The sequence below is a fragment of the Kosakonia sp. SMBL-WEM22 genome (genome assembly GCF_014490785.1).
GTDB lineage: Bacteria > Pseudomonadota > Gammaproteobacteria > Enterobacterales > Enterobacteriaceae > Kosakonia.
The window spans coordinates 4,529,231-4,543,120 of record NZ_CP051488.1; the positions used below are offsets into that span (position 1 = coordinate 4,529,231).

Annotated in this window: 14 protein-coding genes; 7 read left to right on the forward strand and 7 right to left on the reverse strand. The window is 56.4% G+C overall.

Going from position 1 to position 13,890, the window contains the following annotated elements:
• Positions 1–20 precede the first annotated feature (20 nt).
• Positions 21–1,925, forward strand: a complete 1,905-nt coding sequence (locus HF650_RS21850) for an ABC transporter ATP-binding protein (RefSeq protein WP_187800324.1) — start codon at positions 21–23, stop codon at positions 1,923–1,925.
• A gap of 57 nt (positions 1,926–1,982) precedes the next feature.
• Here HF650_RS21850 and HF650_RS21855 read toward each other — a convergent pair whose 3' ends face one another.
• Both HF650_RS21855 and prs read right to left on the reverse strand, forming a co-directional pair.
• Positions 1,983–3,473 (reverse strand): nicotinate phosphoribosyltransferase, encoded by a 1,491-nt coding sequence (locus tag HF650_RS21855; protein WP_187800325.1) that lies wholly within the window; start codon positions 3,471–3,473, stop codon positions 1,983–1,985.
• Between the two features lie 12 nt (positions 3,474–3,485).
• Entirely contained in the window at positions 3,486–4,346 is an 861-nt protein-coding gene (gene prs, locus HF650_RS21860) for a ribose-phosphate diphosphokinase (protein ID WP_187802786.1), read from the reverse strand.
• 197 nt (positions 4,347–4,543) lie between these two features.
• Here prs and HF650_RS21865 point away from each other — a divergent pair, with 197 nt between their 5' ends.
• The 4 genes from HF650_RS21865 to HF650_RS21880 all read left to right on the forward strand — a co-directional run bounded on the left by HF650_RS21865 (position 4,544) and on the right by HF650_RS21880 (position 7,512).
• Complete coding sequence (locus HF650_RS21865; protein WP_187800326.1) at positions 4,544–5,263, forward strand: NUDIX domain-containing protein; 720 nt, start codon at positions 4,544–4,546, stop codon at positions 5,261–5,263.
• Between the two features lie 90 nt (positions 5,264–5,353).
• On the forward strand, positions 5,354–6,373 hold the full coding sequence (locus HF650_RS21870; protein ID WP_187800327.1) for a hydrolase: 1,020 nt from the start codon (positions 5,354–5,356) through the stop codon (positions 6,371–6,373).
• Entirely contained in the window at positions 6,370–6,588 is a 219-nt protein-coding gene (locus tag HF650_RS21875) for a YheU family protein (RefSeq protein ID WP_187800328.1), read from the forward strand. The genes HF650_RS21870 and HF650_RS21875 overlap by 4 nt, the downstream gene beginning before the upstream one ends.
• A 54-nt stretch (positions 6,589–6,642) precedes the next feature.
• Positions 6,643–7,512, forward strand: coding sequence for a phosphoribulokinase (locus HF650_RS21880; protein WP_023482098.1), 870 nt, complete (start codon positions 6,643–6,645; stop codon positions 7,510–7,512).
• 30 nt (positions 7,513–7,542) lie between these two features.
• Here HF650_RS21880 and HF650_RS21885 read toward each other — a convergent pair whose 3' ends face one another.
• Entirely contained in the window at positions 7,543–7,947 is a 405-nt protein-coding gene (locus HF650_RS21885; RefSeq protein WP_187800329.1) for an OsmC family protein, read from the reverse strand.
• A 309-nt stretch (positions 7,948–8,256) separates the two neighbouring features.
• On the opposite strand from HF650_RS21885, the gene crp reads away from it, so the two are divergent.
• Together crp and HF650_RS21895 are read left to right on the forward strand one after the other, a co-directional pair.
• Positions 8,257–8,889 carry a cAMP-activated global transcriptional regulator CRP gene (gene crp / locus HF650_RS21890; RefSeq protein WP_000242758.1) on the forward strand — a complete coding sequence of 211 codons (633 nt, stop codon included), beginning with the start codon at positions 8,257–8,259 and terminating at the stop codon, positions 8,887–8,889.
• A gap of 48 nt (positions 8,890–8,937) precedes the next feature.
• Positions 8,938–11,016, forward strand: coding sequence for a YccS/YhfK family putative transporter (locus HF650_RS21895; protein ID WP_187800330.1), 2,079 nt, complete (start codon positions 8,938–8,940; stop codon positions 11,014–11,016).
• Here HF650_RS21895 and HF650_RS21900 read toward each other — a convergent pair.
• The 4 genes from HF650_RS21900 to HF650_RS21915 form a co-directional block, all read right to left on the reverse strand.
• Positions 11,006–12,226 carry an aspartate aminotransferase family protein gene (locus HF650_RS21900; RefSeq protein ID WP_187800331.1) on the reverse strand — a complete coding sequence of 407 codons (1,221 nt, stop codon included), beginning with the start codon at positions 12,224–12,226 and terminating at the stop codon, positions 11,006–11,008. The genes HF650_RS21895 and HF650_RS21900 overlap by 11 nt on opposite strands.
• Before the next feature lie 87 nt (positions 12,227–12,313).
• Positions 12,314–12,877, reverse strand: coding sequence for an aminodeoxychorismate synthase component 2 (gene pabA / locus HF650_RS21905; protein ID WP_187800332.1), 564 nt, complete (start codon positions 12,875–12,877; stop codon positions 12,314–12,316).
• Positions 12,878–13,052: 175 nt separating this feature from the next.
• Positions 13,053–13,655, reverse strand: coding sequence for a putative adenosine monophosphate-protein transferase Fic (locus HF650_RS21910; RefSeq protein WP_187800333.1), 603 nt, complete (start codon positions 13,653–13,655; stop codon positions 13,053–13,055).
• Positions 13,645–13,815: a YhfG family protein gene (locus tag HF650_RS21915; RefSeq protein ID WP_187800334.1), complete on the reverse strand. Its 171-nt coding sequence runs from the start codon at positions 13,813–13,815 to the stop codon at positions 13,645–13,647. Before HF650_RS21915 ends, HF650_RS21910 begins: the two co-directional genes overlap by 11 nt.
• Positions 13,816–13,890: the final 75 nt, after the last annotated feature.

A 13,890-nucleotide genomic window follows, 5' to 3' on the forward strand; every position in this document is an offset into this window, starting at 1 on the left:
GTCTGAACATACGGCGTCTTATGATTGTTTTCTCCTCGTTACAAATTCGTCGCGGCGTGCGTGTCCTGTTGGACAACGCCACAGCCACCATCAACCCGGGCCAGAAAGTGGGCCTGGTGGGTAAAAACGGCTGCGGCAAATCGACCCTGCTCGCGCTGTTGAAAAACGAGATAAGCGCCGACGGCGGCAGCGCCACTTTCCCCGGCACCTGGCAGCTGGCGTGGGTCAACCAGGAAACACCGGCGCTGGACGAAGCAGCGATAGATTATGTGATAGACGGCGATCGTGAATATCGCCAGCTGGAAGCGGCGCTTAAGGCCGCCAACGAGCGCAACGACGGCAATGCTATCGCCACGGTTCACGGCAAGCTTGATGCAATCGATGCCTGGACGGTGCGCTCCCGCGCCGCCAGCCTGCTGCACGGTTTAGGCTTCTCTAACGAGCAGCTCGACCGCCCGGTCAGCGCCTTCTCCGGCGGCTGGCGCATGCGCTTAAACCTCGCGCAGGCGCTGATTTGCCGCTCCGATTTACTGCTGCTTGATGAACCGACAAACCACCTCGATCTCGATGCCGTTATCTGGCTGGAGAAGTGGCTGAAGAACTATCCGGGCACGCTGATCCTTATCTCGCATGACCGCGATTTTCTCGATCCGGTAGTCGATAAGATCCTGCACATTGAGCAGCAATCAATGTTTGAATACACCGGCAACTACAGCTCGTTTGAGCGCCAGCGCGCCACGCGTCTTGCGCAGCAACAGGCCACCTATGAAGGCCAGCAGCAGCGCGTTGCCCATCTGCAAAGCTTTATCGATCGCTTCAAAGCGAAAGCGAGTAAAGCGAAGCAGGCGCAAAGCCGCATCAAGATGCTGGAGCGTATGGAGCTAATAGCCCCCGCGCACGTTGATAACCCCTTCCACTTCAGCTTCCGCGCGCCGGAAAGCCTGCCCAACCCGATCCTGAAGATGGAGAAGGTGAGCGCGGGCTATGGCGATCGCACCATTCTGAACGCCATCAAGCTCAACCTGGTGCCCGGCTCACGCATTGGCCTGCTGGGGCGTAACGGTGCCGGTAAATCGACGCTGATCAAACTGCTGGCAGGCGAGCTGGCAGCACAGAGCGGCGAAATCGGCCTGGCGAAGGGGATCAAACTCGGTTACTTCGCCCAGCATCAGCTGGAATTTTTACGCGCCGACGAATCACCATTGCAGCATCTGGCGCGGCTGGCGCCGCAGGAGCTGGAGCAGAAGCTGCGTGATTATCTTGGCGGCTTCGGCTTCCAGGGGGATAAGGTCACCGAAGCGACGGAGCGCTTCTCCGGCGGCGAAAAAGCGCGGCTGGTGCTGGCGTTAATTGTCTGGCAGCGCCCGAACCTGCTGCTGCTCGATGAACCGACCAACCATCTCGATCTCGATATGCGCCAGGCACTCACCGATGCGCTGATTGAGTTTGAAGGCGCGCTGGTCGTGGTGTCGCACGACCGTCACCTGTTGCGCTCAACGACCGACGACCTTTACCTTGTCCACGATGGCAAAGTGGAGCCGTTCGATGGCGATCTGGATGATTACCAGCAGTGGCTGAGCGACGTGCAGAAGCAGGAGAGCCAGCCGACGGACGCCGCAAAAGAGAACGCCAACAGCGCCCAGGCGCGTAAAGATCAGAAGCGTCGTGAAGCGGAGCTGCGCACACAAACGCAGCCGCTGCGTAAAGAGATCGCCCGTCTGGAAAAAGAGATGGAGAAGCTCAATACGCAACTGGCCGACGCAGAAGAGAAGCTTAGCGACAGCGGCCTGTACGATCAGAGCCGTAAAGCAGAGCTGACCACCTGTCTGCAACAGCAGGCAACAGCGAAAGCGGGCCTTGAGGAGTGTGAAATGGCGTGGCTTGATGCGCAGGAGCAGCTTGAGGCGATGCTGCAGGCGGAGTAACAGCCTCCAGCGATGCGGTAAAGTTAATGGCGGTACAGCCGTACCGCCAGTCAACACTTAACGCTGGTTCGCCAGGCGCTGGCGAATGGTCTCAAAGTGCTCGGTGTCGTAAAGCTTACCGTCGAGGAAACGAGTTTTAAGCTCCCCGCCCTGCTCCTGCTCCCAGCTTTGCTCATCGTGCAGTTGCAGTTCACCCTGACCATCGCGCTCAACCCGTAACAGGCCACGTGCCGAACGCTTCAGGCCGCTGTCGGTTTTCGGCTCTTTAAAGATCATCCGCCCTTCGCCATTTACTGCGCCCCAGGTCGCTTTCATCGCAAAGCCAAAGGTGTCACGGGTGTTGTACTGGTAGGTAAAAGAGCCGACGCCAAATACGACGTTGGAGCTGGCGAAGCCTTTCGCTTCCAGGCGAGAAAGAATTTGATTGGCGCGCGCCAGCGTAATCGAGTCGCCATAAATCAGGCCGACATGCGGATCCAGCACCTTGTACCCCTTCTCGTTAACAGTGCCGCCGAAAATCTCCCACAATACTTCAACGGAACCTTTCTCCTCTGGGGTGCGATCGACTCGCGTGTCATCATCTGCACCGGTGCCGCAGAGGATCTCAACCGGGTCACCGCTGTCCGGGCGGAAAACAACGCGTCCTTCACGCCCCAGAATCAACGATTTCAGCTCGCGGGTATATTCAGTAATCACGCGCCAGTAATCCCAGGTATCGGAAACGATAGAGACAAAGCCCTGCGGATAGATATCGGCAATCAGGCGGCGGAAGGTCTCAATTTCGTGCTCATGCTCGCCCATGCACATCACGCTGTGCTCAGTCGCCGGAATGCTTGCGCCGATAAAGTACTCCTCGCCCCCGGTGTAGAAATCGCGGGCATAGAGCAGCGAAGGGATGCTGTCGGTGCCTTTAAAACTCAGCAGGTGACCCGCGCCCGCCTGCGCGGTATCGTGCAGGCCCGCCATGCCGCGGAAGGAGAAGTCGTGGCACTGGAAGTCAAGGTGCGTGAGATCGCTACAGGTTTTTGCCGCCCACTGCTCACAAATTTTGCGGTAGTGGTGTGCGATGGTGGCGTTAGTCGAAGCTTTCCACAACTCGGCAGAGAGCACCGTTTCCAGGTAGTTTACTAGCCAGAAGAACTCCTCGCGGGTATTGGTGATGGTCAGTACCGGCACCTTCATCGGCACTTTGCTCCCCTCATCCAGGGATTTGATGTGCAGCGGCAGGTAGCCTAAACGGTGCAAGTCACGGATATGATCGACCGCCACGCTATCCTTACCGAGGTAGCTATCCATCACCTCTTTGTACTCATTCACTACCTCCTCTTCCGGGCGAGAAAAGAAGGCGTCATTGAAAAGATCGACCATAAACCACTTCAGAAAACCCTGCAGGCCAAAGAAGACCAGTTTGCCGTCGGCAACGGGAGACTGGAAAAAGCGATCGCTGCGCGGTGTGAAGTTGGAGTAAACCTTTGTTGTGCCCTGCGGATACTGCACGCGGTGCGATACTTTATAGCCGTCGATGGCGAGAATCGGATTCAGTTTCATGGTGTGGTCCCCTTAAGCGCGAAATAACGTGGCAATGTCGATCAATTCAACGCCCGGCGAAGCCAGCGTCGGCGAAGTAAACGAAGTGGTGGTGTAGATAGCGTCAATCCCGTTATTGAGCAGGTTCTCAACGCCTTTCGAAAAGATACCGTGCGTAACATACAAGCTAACGCTGCGCGCCCCCGCTTCACGCAGAACCTGCGCCGAGCCGATAAAGGTGCCGCCCGCATCGCAGAGATCGTCGACAATCAGCAGATCTTTCCCCGCCACCTCACCGGCCACTAACGCAAAGCCGGTCAGATTACCGCTGGCAACATCGCGCTCTTTGGTGAGAATGGCGTAATTTTTCGCGCCGGTAGCTTTCGCCACGTTATGGATCTTTTTCAGCGCGCCTGCGTCCGGCGCCACCAGCATCAGTTCGCCGTGCGCAATGGCGCGGCGCAGCGTCTCGCTTTGCAAGAGGCAGGTTTCCTGCGGAATGGCGACGCAGTTGTTAATGGCGGCTGCGGCGGCATCGCTGTGGGGATCGAGAATAAAGACTTTATCGAAGTTCAGGGTGTTGAGCTGGTTGGCGAAGACTTTCAGTGCGAAGCTGTCGCCCGCCACCATATGGCGATCCTGGCGCGCCCACGGCAGCCAGGCGAGCTGCAGATGACTGACTGCGATATCGCTGACATGGCGTACCGCGTCTACGAGTTGTGCCAACAGCATAAAATCGTTCATATCACGCATGGCGGCGACGCGGATGCGCATCAGCTGGGCGGAAACGGGCAGTTCGCCCGTCACTTTCAGCCAGACCGCACCATCGGGGAATACGCCGTGGTCGATTTCAACATGTTGATTATCGATAAAGAGTTCGATTCTGCTCGCCATCATTCACCTCACCTGCATTAGTTAATGTCCCTTGGACACAATTAATATTGTCCATAAGACACTATTAAGCAAGCCCCCCGTCTGGATTATTTTTATACTGAATATATAAGCCGATGAAAATACATAAAATAAAAGTTCGCTTGCCGCTCCTGGACGGACTGATAAACTTGCTGCGTGTGTAACGAGATGAGTCAGTGATGATCAGTGAAGCAGAATATCTGGATTCTTACGATCCCAGCCGTTTTCCCTCGCCGCTAGTGACGGTCGATAGCGTGCTGTTTAGCCTGCATCAGCAGACGCTCTGCGTACTGTTGGTGGAGCGCGCCAGCCAGCCGCAACAAGGGTGCTGGGGATTGCCCGGCGGCTTTATTGATATGGCGCAGGATAGCTCTACCCGTGCAACGGCGCTGCGCAAGCTGACGGAAAAAACCGGCGTCTCGCCCTCATGGCTTGAACAGCTTGATACCTTCTCCGGCCCAGAACGCGATCCGCGCGGCTGGAGTTTGACCGTCGCCTGGTACGCGCTTATTTCGTGGGTCGCCTGCGCGCCCCATATCGCAAGCGTCAGCGATGCCAAATGGGTGCCGGTTGCCAGCCTCGATGATCTTCAGTTGGCCTTCGATCACGGCGAGATCATCCACGCCGCGCTGCGCCGCTTACGGCAGAAAACGATGTATTCGTTACTGCCCGTTTACTGTTTGCCTGATACGTTTACCCAAAGCCAGTTGCAAGAAGCGACAGAGATTATCCTCGGCCAGCCGATCCAGCGCAAAAGTCTGATCCGCCGTTTTGAAGCCTCCGGTATGTTTGAAGAGACCGGGGAGAGTGTGGCGACCGGGGCGCGAAAAGCGCGTTTGTGGCGACGTAAAGCAGATGTCGATATCCACCTTTTTTCACGTAACTTGCTGGCGGATTGAAGCATAGCTCGCTGATTTCCCGTTAAATGAATAAACGGGTGCCTCGCGTGCGTTTATAGTTGTCCCACTTTTTATCTATTTTCTTGTGCTATGACAGACATTACACCTTCACAACTTGCGCATTTGAAAGATGATATGCATGGCTTTCGCCCGATGCGTGGCGCGAGCAATCCACATCTTCAGACCATGCTGCCGCGTCTTATTCGCCGTCGCGTCGCGTTTGAACCCTGGTGGCAGCGCCTCGAGCTGCCGGACGGGGATTTTGTCGATCTCGCGTGGAGCGAAGAGCCGAACCAGGCGCGGCATAAACCGCGGCTGGTGGTGTTTCATGGCCTTGAAGGCAGCCTGCACAGCCCCTATGCGCACGGCCTGATCAATGCGGCGAAACAGCGCGGCTGGCTGGGCGTGGTGATGCATTTTCGCGGCTGTAGCGGCATCCCGAATCGCCTGAACCGCATCTACCACTCCGGCGAAACCGAAGATGGCACCTGGTTTCTCACCTGGCTGCGTCAGGAGCTTGGCGAGGCGCCAACCGCAGCGGTGGGATATTCGCTGGGCGGAAATATGCTCGGCTGCCTGCTGGCGAAAGCGGATGACGATCTCCCCCTCGACGCGGCGGTGATTGTTTCCGCGCCGCTGGTGCTGGAAGCCTGCAGCTATCATATGGATAAGGGCTTCTCACGCGTTTATCAGCGCTATCTGCTCAACCTACTAAAGGCCAATGCCGCGCGCAAACTGCGCGCCTATCCCGGTTCGCTGCCAACCACCATGGAGGTGCTGCGTAAAATGCGGCGCATCCGCGATTTTGATGATGTGATTACCTCAAAAATCCACGGCTTCGACGATGCGCTTGATTACTATCGCCGCTGTAGTGCTATGCCGCTGCTGCCGCAGATTCGTAAACCGACGCTTATCATTCACGCCAAGGACGATCCGTTTATGGATCATCACGTCATTCCCGATCTTGCGCAATTACCCGCTAATATTGAGTATCAATTGACGGAACATGGCGGGCACGTCGGCTTTGTCGGCGGCACGCTGCGTCGCCCGGAGATGTGGCTTGAAACGCGCATTCCGGACTGGTTATCCGCTTATCTGGGAGCATCATGATTATTCCGTGGCAAGAAGTCGACGCCGACACGCTCGACAATCTGATTGAGAGCTTTGTCTTGCGCGAAGGCACCGATTATGGTGAACATGAGCGTTCACTTGAGCAAAAGGTCGCCGACGTAAAACGGCAATTGCAGCGCGGCGAGGCCGTACTGGTGTGGTCAGAGCTGCACGAAACGGTGAACATTATGCCGCGCGGGCAGTTCCACGACTAACCGGGTGCCGGGCGGCTTTGATACTGAACAACAGCTTTTCTTCAGGGAGTTGCTATGTCCGCCAAACATCCGGTCATCGCCGTCACTGGCTCCAGCGGCGCGGGAACCACCACCACCAGCCTCGCCTTTCGTAAGATCTTCGCCCAACTCAACATGCACGCGGCGGAGGTGGAAGGCGACAGCTTTCATCGTTATACCCGTCCGGAAATGGACATGGCGATCCGCAAAGCCCGCGATCTTGGGCGGCACATCAGCTATTTTGGCCCGGAAGCGAACGACTTCGGCCTGCTGGAGCAGACCTTCAGCGAGTATGGCCAGAGCGGCCAGGGCCAGGCGCGGAAATATCTCCATACTTACGATGAAGCCGTGCCGTGGAATCAGGTGCCAGGAACCTTTACCCCATGGCAGCCATTGCCGGAACCGACCGATGTGCTCTTCTACGAAGGGCTGCACGGCGGTGTGGTGACGCCGCAGCACGATGTGGCGCGTCACGTCGATCTGCTGGTGGGCGTGGTGCCGATTGTTAACCTGGAGTGGATCCAGAAGATGATCCGCGACACCAGCGAGCGCGGTCACTCCCGGGAAGCAGTGATGGATTCGGTAGTGCGCTCAATGGAGGATTACATCAACTACATCACGCCGCAGTTCTCCCGCACTCATCTCAACTTCCAGCGCGTTCCTACCGTCGATACCTCCAACCCCTTCGCCGCCAAAGGCATCCCTTCTCTGGATGAGAGCTTTGTGGTGATTCATTTCCGCAATCTGGAGGGGATCGACTATCCGTGGCTGCTGGCGATGTTGCAGGGCTCGTTTATCTCGCACATGGATACGCTGGTGGTGCCGGGTGGCAAAATGGGGCTGGCGATGGAGCTGATTATGACGCCGCTGGTGCAACGGCTGATGGAAGGTAAAAAGATTAAATAACCCGGCGGAAAGCGCCGCCGGGCGAGCTTATCAGGCTTCTACCACTTCGTAGGAGTGGGTAATCTTAACCGCTTTTTCCAGCATCAGCGCCACGGAGCAGTACTTCTCAGCCGAGAGGTCGACCGCGCGGGATACCGCAGCGTCTTTCAGCGCTTTGCCGGTAACGATGAAGTGCAGGTTGATATGGGTAAAGTAGCGCGGCGCTTCTTCCCGGCGCTCGGAGGTCAGCTTCACTTCGCAATCGGTGACGTCATGACGCCCTTTTTGCAGGATCGACACTACGTCAATCGCGCTGCAACCCCCGGCGGCCATTAAGACCATCTCCATCGGGCTGGGAGCTTTGTCCCCGGAGTTGCCATCCATCAAAATTTGGTGGCCGGATGCGGACTCACCAAGGAACGTTAACCCTTCCACCCATTTCACTCGTGCCTGCATTTTCATCACTCCGGTATGGCAAATTTTTTCACAGATTACGCGTACATAACAAAACGCGCAACGGAAGGCGACCTGCGTCATGCTGAAGCGAGACACCAGGAGACAGGCGCCAAAAGCTATGCTAAAACAGTCTACATGCTACAGAGAAACATTGACGTTACGAATGTACGCAAGGGATATCATACATTAGAGACCGCAGATGTCGCTGACGGTCCACTTCCCGGGACTTGGGAAGCTTTGATTGCAACCCCAGAAGCTGAATGATTCACGCCGTTTCTGGAGCCAGCTTATAACAGAGGATAATCGCGCATGGTGCTTGGCAAACCGCAAACAGACCCGACTCTCGAATGGTTCTTGTCTCATTGCCATATTCATAAGTACCCGTCGAAGAGCACGCTGATTCACCAGGGTGAAAAAGCGGAAACGCTGTATTACATCGTTAAAGGCTCAGTGGCAGTGCTCATCAAGGATGAAGAGGGTAAAGAGATGATCCTCTCTTACCTCAACCAGGGCGATTTTATTGGTGAACTGGGCCTGTTTGAAGAGGGTCAGGAGCGCAGCGCCTGGGTTCGCGCCAAGACCGCCTGTGAAGTGGCGGAGATCTCCTACAAAAAATTCCGTCAGCTTATCCAGGTGAACCCGGATATTCTGATGCGCCTCTCCTCGCAGATGGCGCGTCGCCTGCAGGTGACCTCGGAGAAAGTCGGTAATCTGGCGTTCCTCGACGTGACCGGCCGTATTGCTCAGACTCTGCTGAACCTGGCGAAACAGCCGGACGCCATGACCCACCCGGACGGTATGCAAATTAAAATTACCCGTCAGGAGATCGGTCAGATCGTCGGTTGCTCCCGCGAAACGGTTGGTCGCATTCTGAAAATGCTCGAAGATCAAAACCTGATCTCCGCCCACGGTAAAACTATCGTCGTCTACGGTACGCGTTAATCTGCAAAATGGCGCATCGCTCATGCGGTGCGCCATTTTTGTTTTCCCATGTGGCGCAGGCTGATTTACCACCCCGAAATCAACTACGCACTGCGACAAACGCTGGTGTTATGCCTGCCTGTGGCGGTTGGGCTGCTGCTTGGTCATCTGCAACAGGGGCTTCTCTTCTCGCTGGTTCCCGCCTGCTGCAATATTGCGGGTCTCGATACCCCACATAAACGCTTCTTCAAACGCCTGATTATCGGCGGCTCGCTGTTTGCCGGCTGTAGCCTGGCGGTGCAGCTTCTGCTGGCAGAGAATCTTCCGCTACCGGTAATCATGACGGTGTTAACCCTGCTGCTGGGCGTGACGGGCGAAATCAGCGCGCTGCATGGCCGCTTGCTTCCCGCGTCTCTCATTGCCGCCATTTTTACCCTCAGCCTCGCCGGGAACATGCCGGTGTGGGAGCCGCTGCTGATCTACACCCTCGGCACCTTGTGGTACGGGCTCTTTAACTGGTTCTGGTTTTGGCTGTGGCGCGAACAGCCGCTGCGTGAATCTCTCAGTTTGCTCTACCGGCAACTGGCGGAGTATTGCGAAGCGAAATATAGCCTGTTAACCCAGCATGTCGATCCGGAAACCGCGCTGCCGCCGCTGCTTGACCGCCAGCAGAAAGCGGTGGATCTGATTAGCCAGTGTTACCAGCAGCTGCATATGTTGGCAGCCAATCAGAACAATGACTACAAGCGCCTGCTACGTGTCTTCCAGGTCGCGTTGGATCTGCAGGAACATATCTCTGTCAGCCTGCATCAGCCGGAAAAGGTGCAGAAACTGGTCGAACAGACCCACGCCGAGCAGGTGATTCGCTGGAATGCACAAACTGTCGCAGCTCGCCTGCGCGTGCTGGCGGATGACATCCTCTACCATCGCTACCCGACCCGCTTCACCATGGAGAAGCAGGTTGGCGCACTGGAAAAAATTGCCCGTCAGCACCCGGATAATCCGGTCGGGCAGTTCTGCGCCTGGCACTTTAGCCGTATCGCCCGCGTGCTGCGCACCCAGCGCCCGCTCTATATTCGCGATTTGATGGAGGATAAGCAGGAGCGTCTGCCGCTGATCCCGGCACTGAAAAGTTATCTGTCGCTGAAATCAACCGCCCTGCGCAATGCCGCGCGCATCAGCGTGATGCTCAGCATCGCCAGTCTGATGGGCAGCGCATTAAATCTGCCGAAACCCTACTGGATCATGATGACGGTGATGGTGGTAACGCAGAACGGCTACGGCGCGACGCGGGTGCGCATCGTCAACCGTGCCGCCGGCACGCTGGCCGGGCTAGTGGTGGCGGGTATGACGCTGCACTTTCATGTGCCGCTCGGCTTTACATTGGCGGCGATGCTGATGATCACCCTGAGCAGCTATTTGATTATCCGCAAAAGCTACGGCTGGGCGACGGTCGGTTTTACGATTACGGCGGTCTATACCCTGCAAATCCTGACGCTCAATGGCGATCAGTTTATTCTCGCCCGGCTTGTCGATACGTTGATTGGCTGCCTGATTGCTTTCGGCGGAATGGTGTGGCTGTGGCCGCAGTGGCAAAGCGGCCTGCTGCGCCAGAATGCGCACGATGCGCTGGAGGCCTATCAGGATGCGATTCGCCTGATCCTCAGCAACAATCCAGAAGCAACGCCGCTGGCATGGCAGCGTATGCAGGTTAACCAGGCGCATAACGCCCTGTTCAACTCCCTCAACCAGGCGATGCAGGAGCCCGGCTTTAACAGCCGCTACCTGAGCGATATGAAACTGTGGGTTACCCACAGCCAGTTTATTGTTGAACATATCAACGCTATGACGACGCTGGCGCGCGAGCACACCATGCTGACGCCGGATCTGGCGCAGCGCTATCTCGAGTCATGTGAAATTGCGCTGCAACGCTGCCAGCAGCGGCTGGAGTATGACGGACCGGGAGAATCCGGGGATGTGAATGTGATGGAAGGGCCGGAGACGCTGACCCATGGACCAATGAGCACGCTGGAGCAGCATCTGCAGCGCATCCTCGGGCATCTGAGCACCATGCACACCATCTCGTCGGTGGCATGGCGTCAGCGCCCGCATCATGGCATCTGGCTACGTCGACGCCTTACGCGTTAACCACGCTCGCCACGGCCTGCGCAAAGCGCTGCATCCCTTCATCGATGTCCTGCTCCTCGATAATCAGCGACGGCGCAAAACGCATCACATCCGGACCGGCATTCAGCACCATCACGCCCGCTGCGGCAGCCGCATGCAGAAAGTCGCGCGCACGGCCTTTGTACTGCGGTTTCAGCTCGGCACCAATTAACAGGCCCATACCGCGAATATCGCTGAACAGGTCGTACTGCTCATTAATTTTTTGCATATGCTGAACAAAGTGCTGACGCTTGGCACTGACGCCATTCAGCACTTCAGGGGTATTGATGATATCGAACGCGGTGCCGGCCACTGCGCAGGCCAGTGGATTGCCGCCGTAAGTGGAGCCGTGGGAACCGGCATGGAAGACGCTGGCGATTTCATGCGTCGTCAACATGGCGCTGACCGGGAAACCGCCGCCGAGGGCTTTGGCGCTGGTCAGAATATCCGGCGTCACGCCGTAGTGCATATAGGCGAACAACTCACCGCTGCGCCCCATCCCGCACTGCACCTCATCAAACACCAGCAGCGCGTTGTGCGCATCGCACAATTCACGCAGGCCTTTGAGAAACTCAGGCGTGGCGGCAGTAACGCCGCCCTCGCCCTGAATCGGCTCCACCACCACGGCGCAGGTGTGATCGTCCATCACCGCTTTAACCGCGTGAAGATCGTTAAAAGGAACATGCACAATGTCGGCCGGTTTCGGGCCAAAGCCGTCGGAGTATTTCGGCTGGCCGCCAACGGTCACGGTAAAGAGCGAGCGCCCGTGAAAAGCGTGGTGGAAAGCGATGATTTTGGTTTTGTGCGGGCTGTGGCGCGTGGTTGCATAAAAACGCGCCAGCTTGAAGGCGGTTTCGTTGGCTTCCGTACCGGAGTTCATAAACACGACGCGCTCGGCAAAAGTGGCATCCACCAGCTTGCGCGCCAGACGCAGCGCGGGCTCATTGGTAAAGACGTTGCTCAGGTGCCAAAGCGTCTCGCCCTGCGCTTTCAGCGTCTCCACCAGCGCCGGGTGGCAGTGGCCTAAGGCAGTTACCGCAATGCCGCCGGCAAAATCAACGTACTCTTTACCCTGCTGATCCCAGACGCGGCTGCCCTTTCCCTTTACCGGGATAAACTCGGCCGGTGCGTAAATTGGCAGAATAACGTCATCGAAGTTTGCACGTGTCACCGCGTCTTGCTGAGTTGCCATAGGTTGCCCATCCCGTGTTATGTTACATTCATAGTGAAAATATAATCACGAAATATGCATAAAAAATCACTAAATGGCAACCACAAATCAGCGCGAAAGGAAGTTTCGCAGCAATTGATGTCCCTGCTCGCTCAGAATACTTTCCGGATGAAACTGCACTCCTTCCAGATCCCACGACTTATGGCGAATGCCCATAATCTCGTCGCTTTCACTCCAGGCAGTAACTTCGAAGCAGTCAGGTAAGGTAGTTGGATCGATGACCAAAGAGTGGTAACGCGTAACGGTTAACGGATTATTTAACCCGCTAAACACACCGCTGCCAGCATGTGTAATGGGAGAGGTTTTGCCGTGCATCACTTTCGCTGCGCGTACAATAGTAGCGCCAAATACCTGTGCAATCGCCTGATGACCGAGACAAACCCCGAGGATCGGCAGCTTGCCCGCATAGTGCGCAATAACCGCCAGCGAAACGCCCGACTCATCCGGTGTGCAGGGACCCGGCGAGATAACAATTTTCTGCGGCGCTAATGTCTCAATGTCCGCTAACGTCAACTCGTCATTACGCCTCACCTCAACCTGCGCGCCCAGTTCGCAAAAATATTGGTAGAGGTTCCAGGTAAAGGAGTCGTAGTTATCGATAAGCAGGATCATGTGAATTCAACCAATGGATGTGCCAGATTTCATGCAATTTGCGCAAAACTATACGGCACTTCGCAAAGATAAAAAACGGGTTTACGGGATGGGATACGCCGGATGGCGCTAACGCTTATCCGGCCTACAATGTTTCGTAGGTCGGATAAGCGTTAGCGCCATCCGACAAAAAGGTTTACTCGCCTTCACGCGCCTCACTTACGACTTTACTAAAGATGGCGGTTAGCGGTTCGAGATCGCCCATCGCACCGGCCTGGTTGGCGTGGCGCCAGTCGTCGGGATCGATATCGCGCCAGTCGAGAGAGAAACCTGCGTGCAGCGCCAACTGCTCGAAGAAGATACGCTGCGCAATGCCGTTACCCAGCCGGAACGGGTGCAGGACGTTGATTTCGCAGTAGTAGTGCGCCAGGCGAGCGATAAACTCCTCTCTCTCCAGCCCAACGAGCCACTCCTCATCTTCAAGCTGCTGCATCAGGGCATTGCCCTCTTTCTCGATATACTCGAAGTGGCAAAAACGGGTATCGCCCTCATAGATATCAACTTCGCGGATCTGCCCGGCCCAGTCGAACACATCCTGGTAGAGATGGCGGTGAATGGCGCAAAGATGTGGCAGGCCGCGAGCAATCGGCCCCAGATCCAGGGTTGCGGCGCGCAGCGCGGTGAACTGATACGCCTCCTTCTCAAGACCCTTAGCATTGCGAATCCCCAGGCGGTTGCGCATCACTTTCAGGCCGGGGAAAAGATACGGGTCGCGCCCGTCGCCGAATTTATCGCTCATATTGCCTCCGCAGCTCTTCAAGACGTAAAGTCGCCTCTTGCGCATTCAGCGTAACAAGCTCGCTATCAACGCCCTCCAGCCGGCGGCTGGCCTGAAAATTGATATTGCGCTGCTGCTCCCAGAGTCGGGATTTTTGCCTGTCGGTGAGTTTTTTCGGCATAGCGCCTCCCAGTTAAGCGATATACATACCCAAATGATGTACATGCCCAAAAAATTATAAGCAGTAAATTCAGGT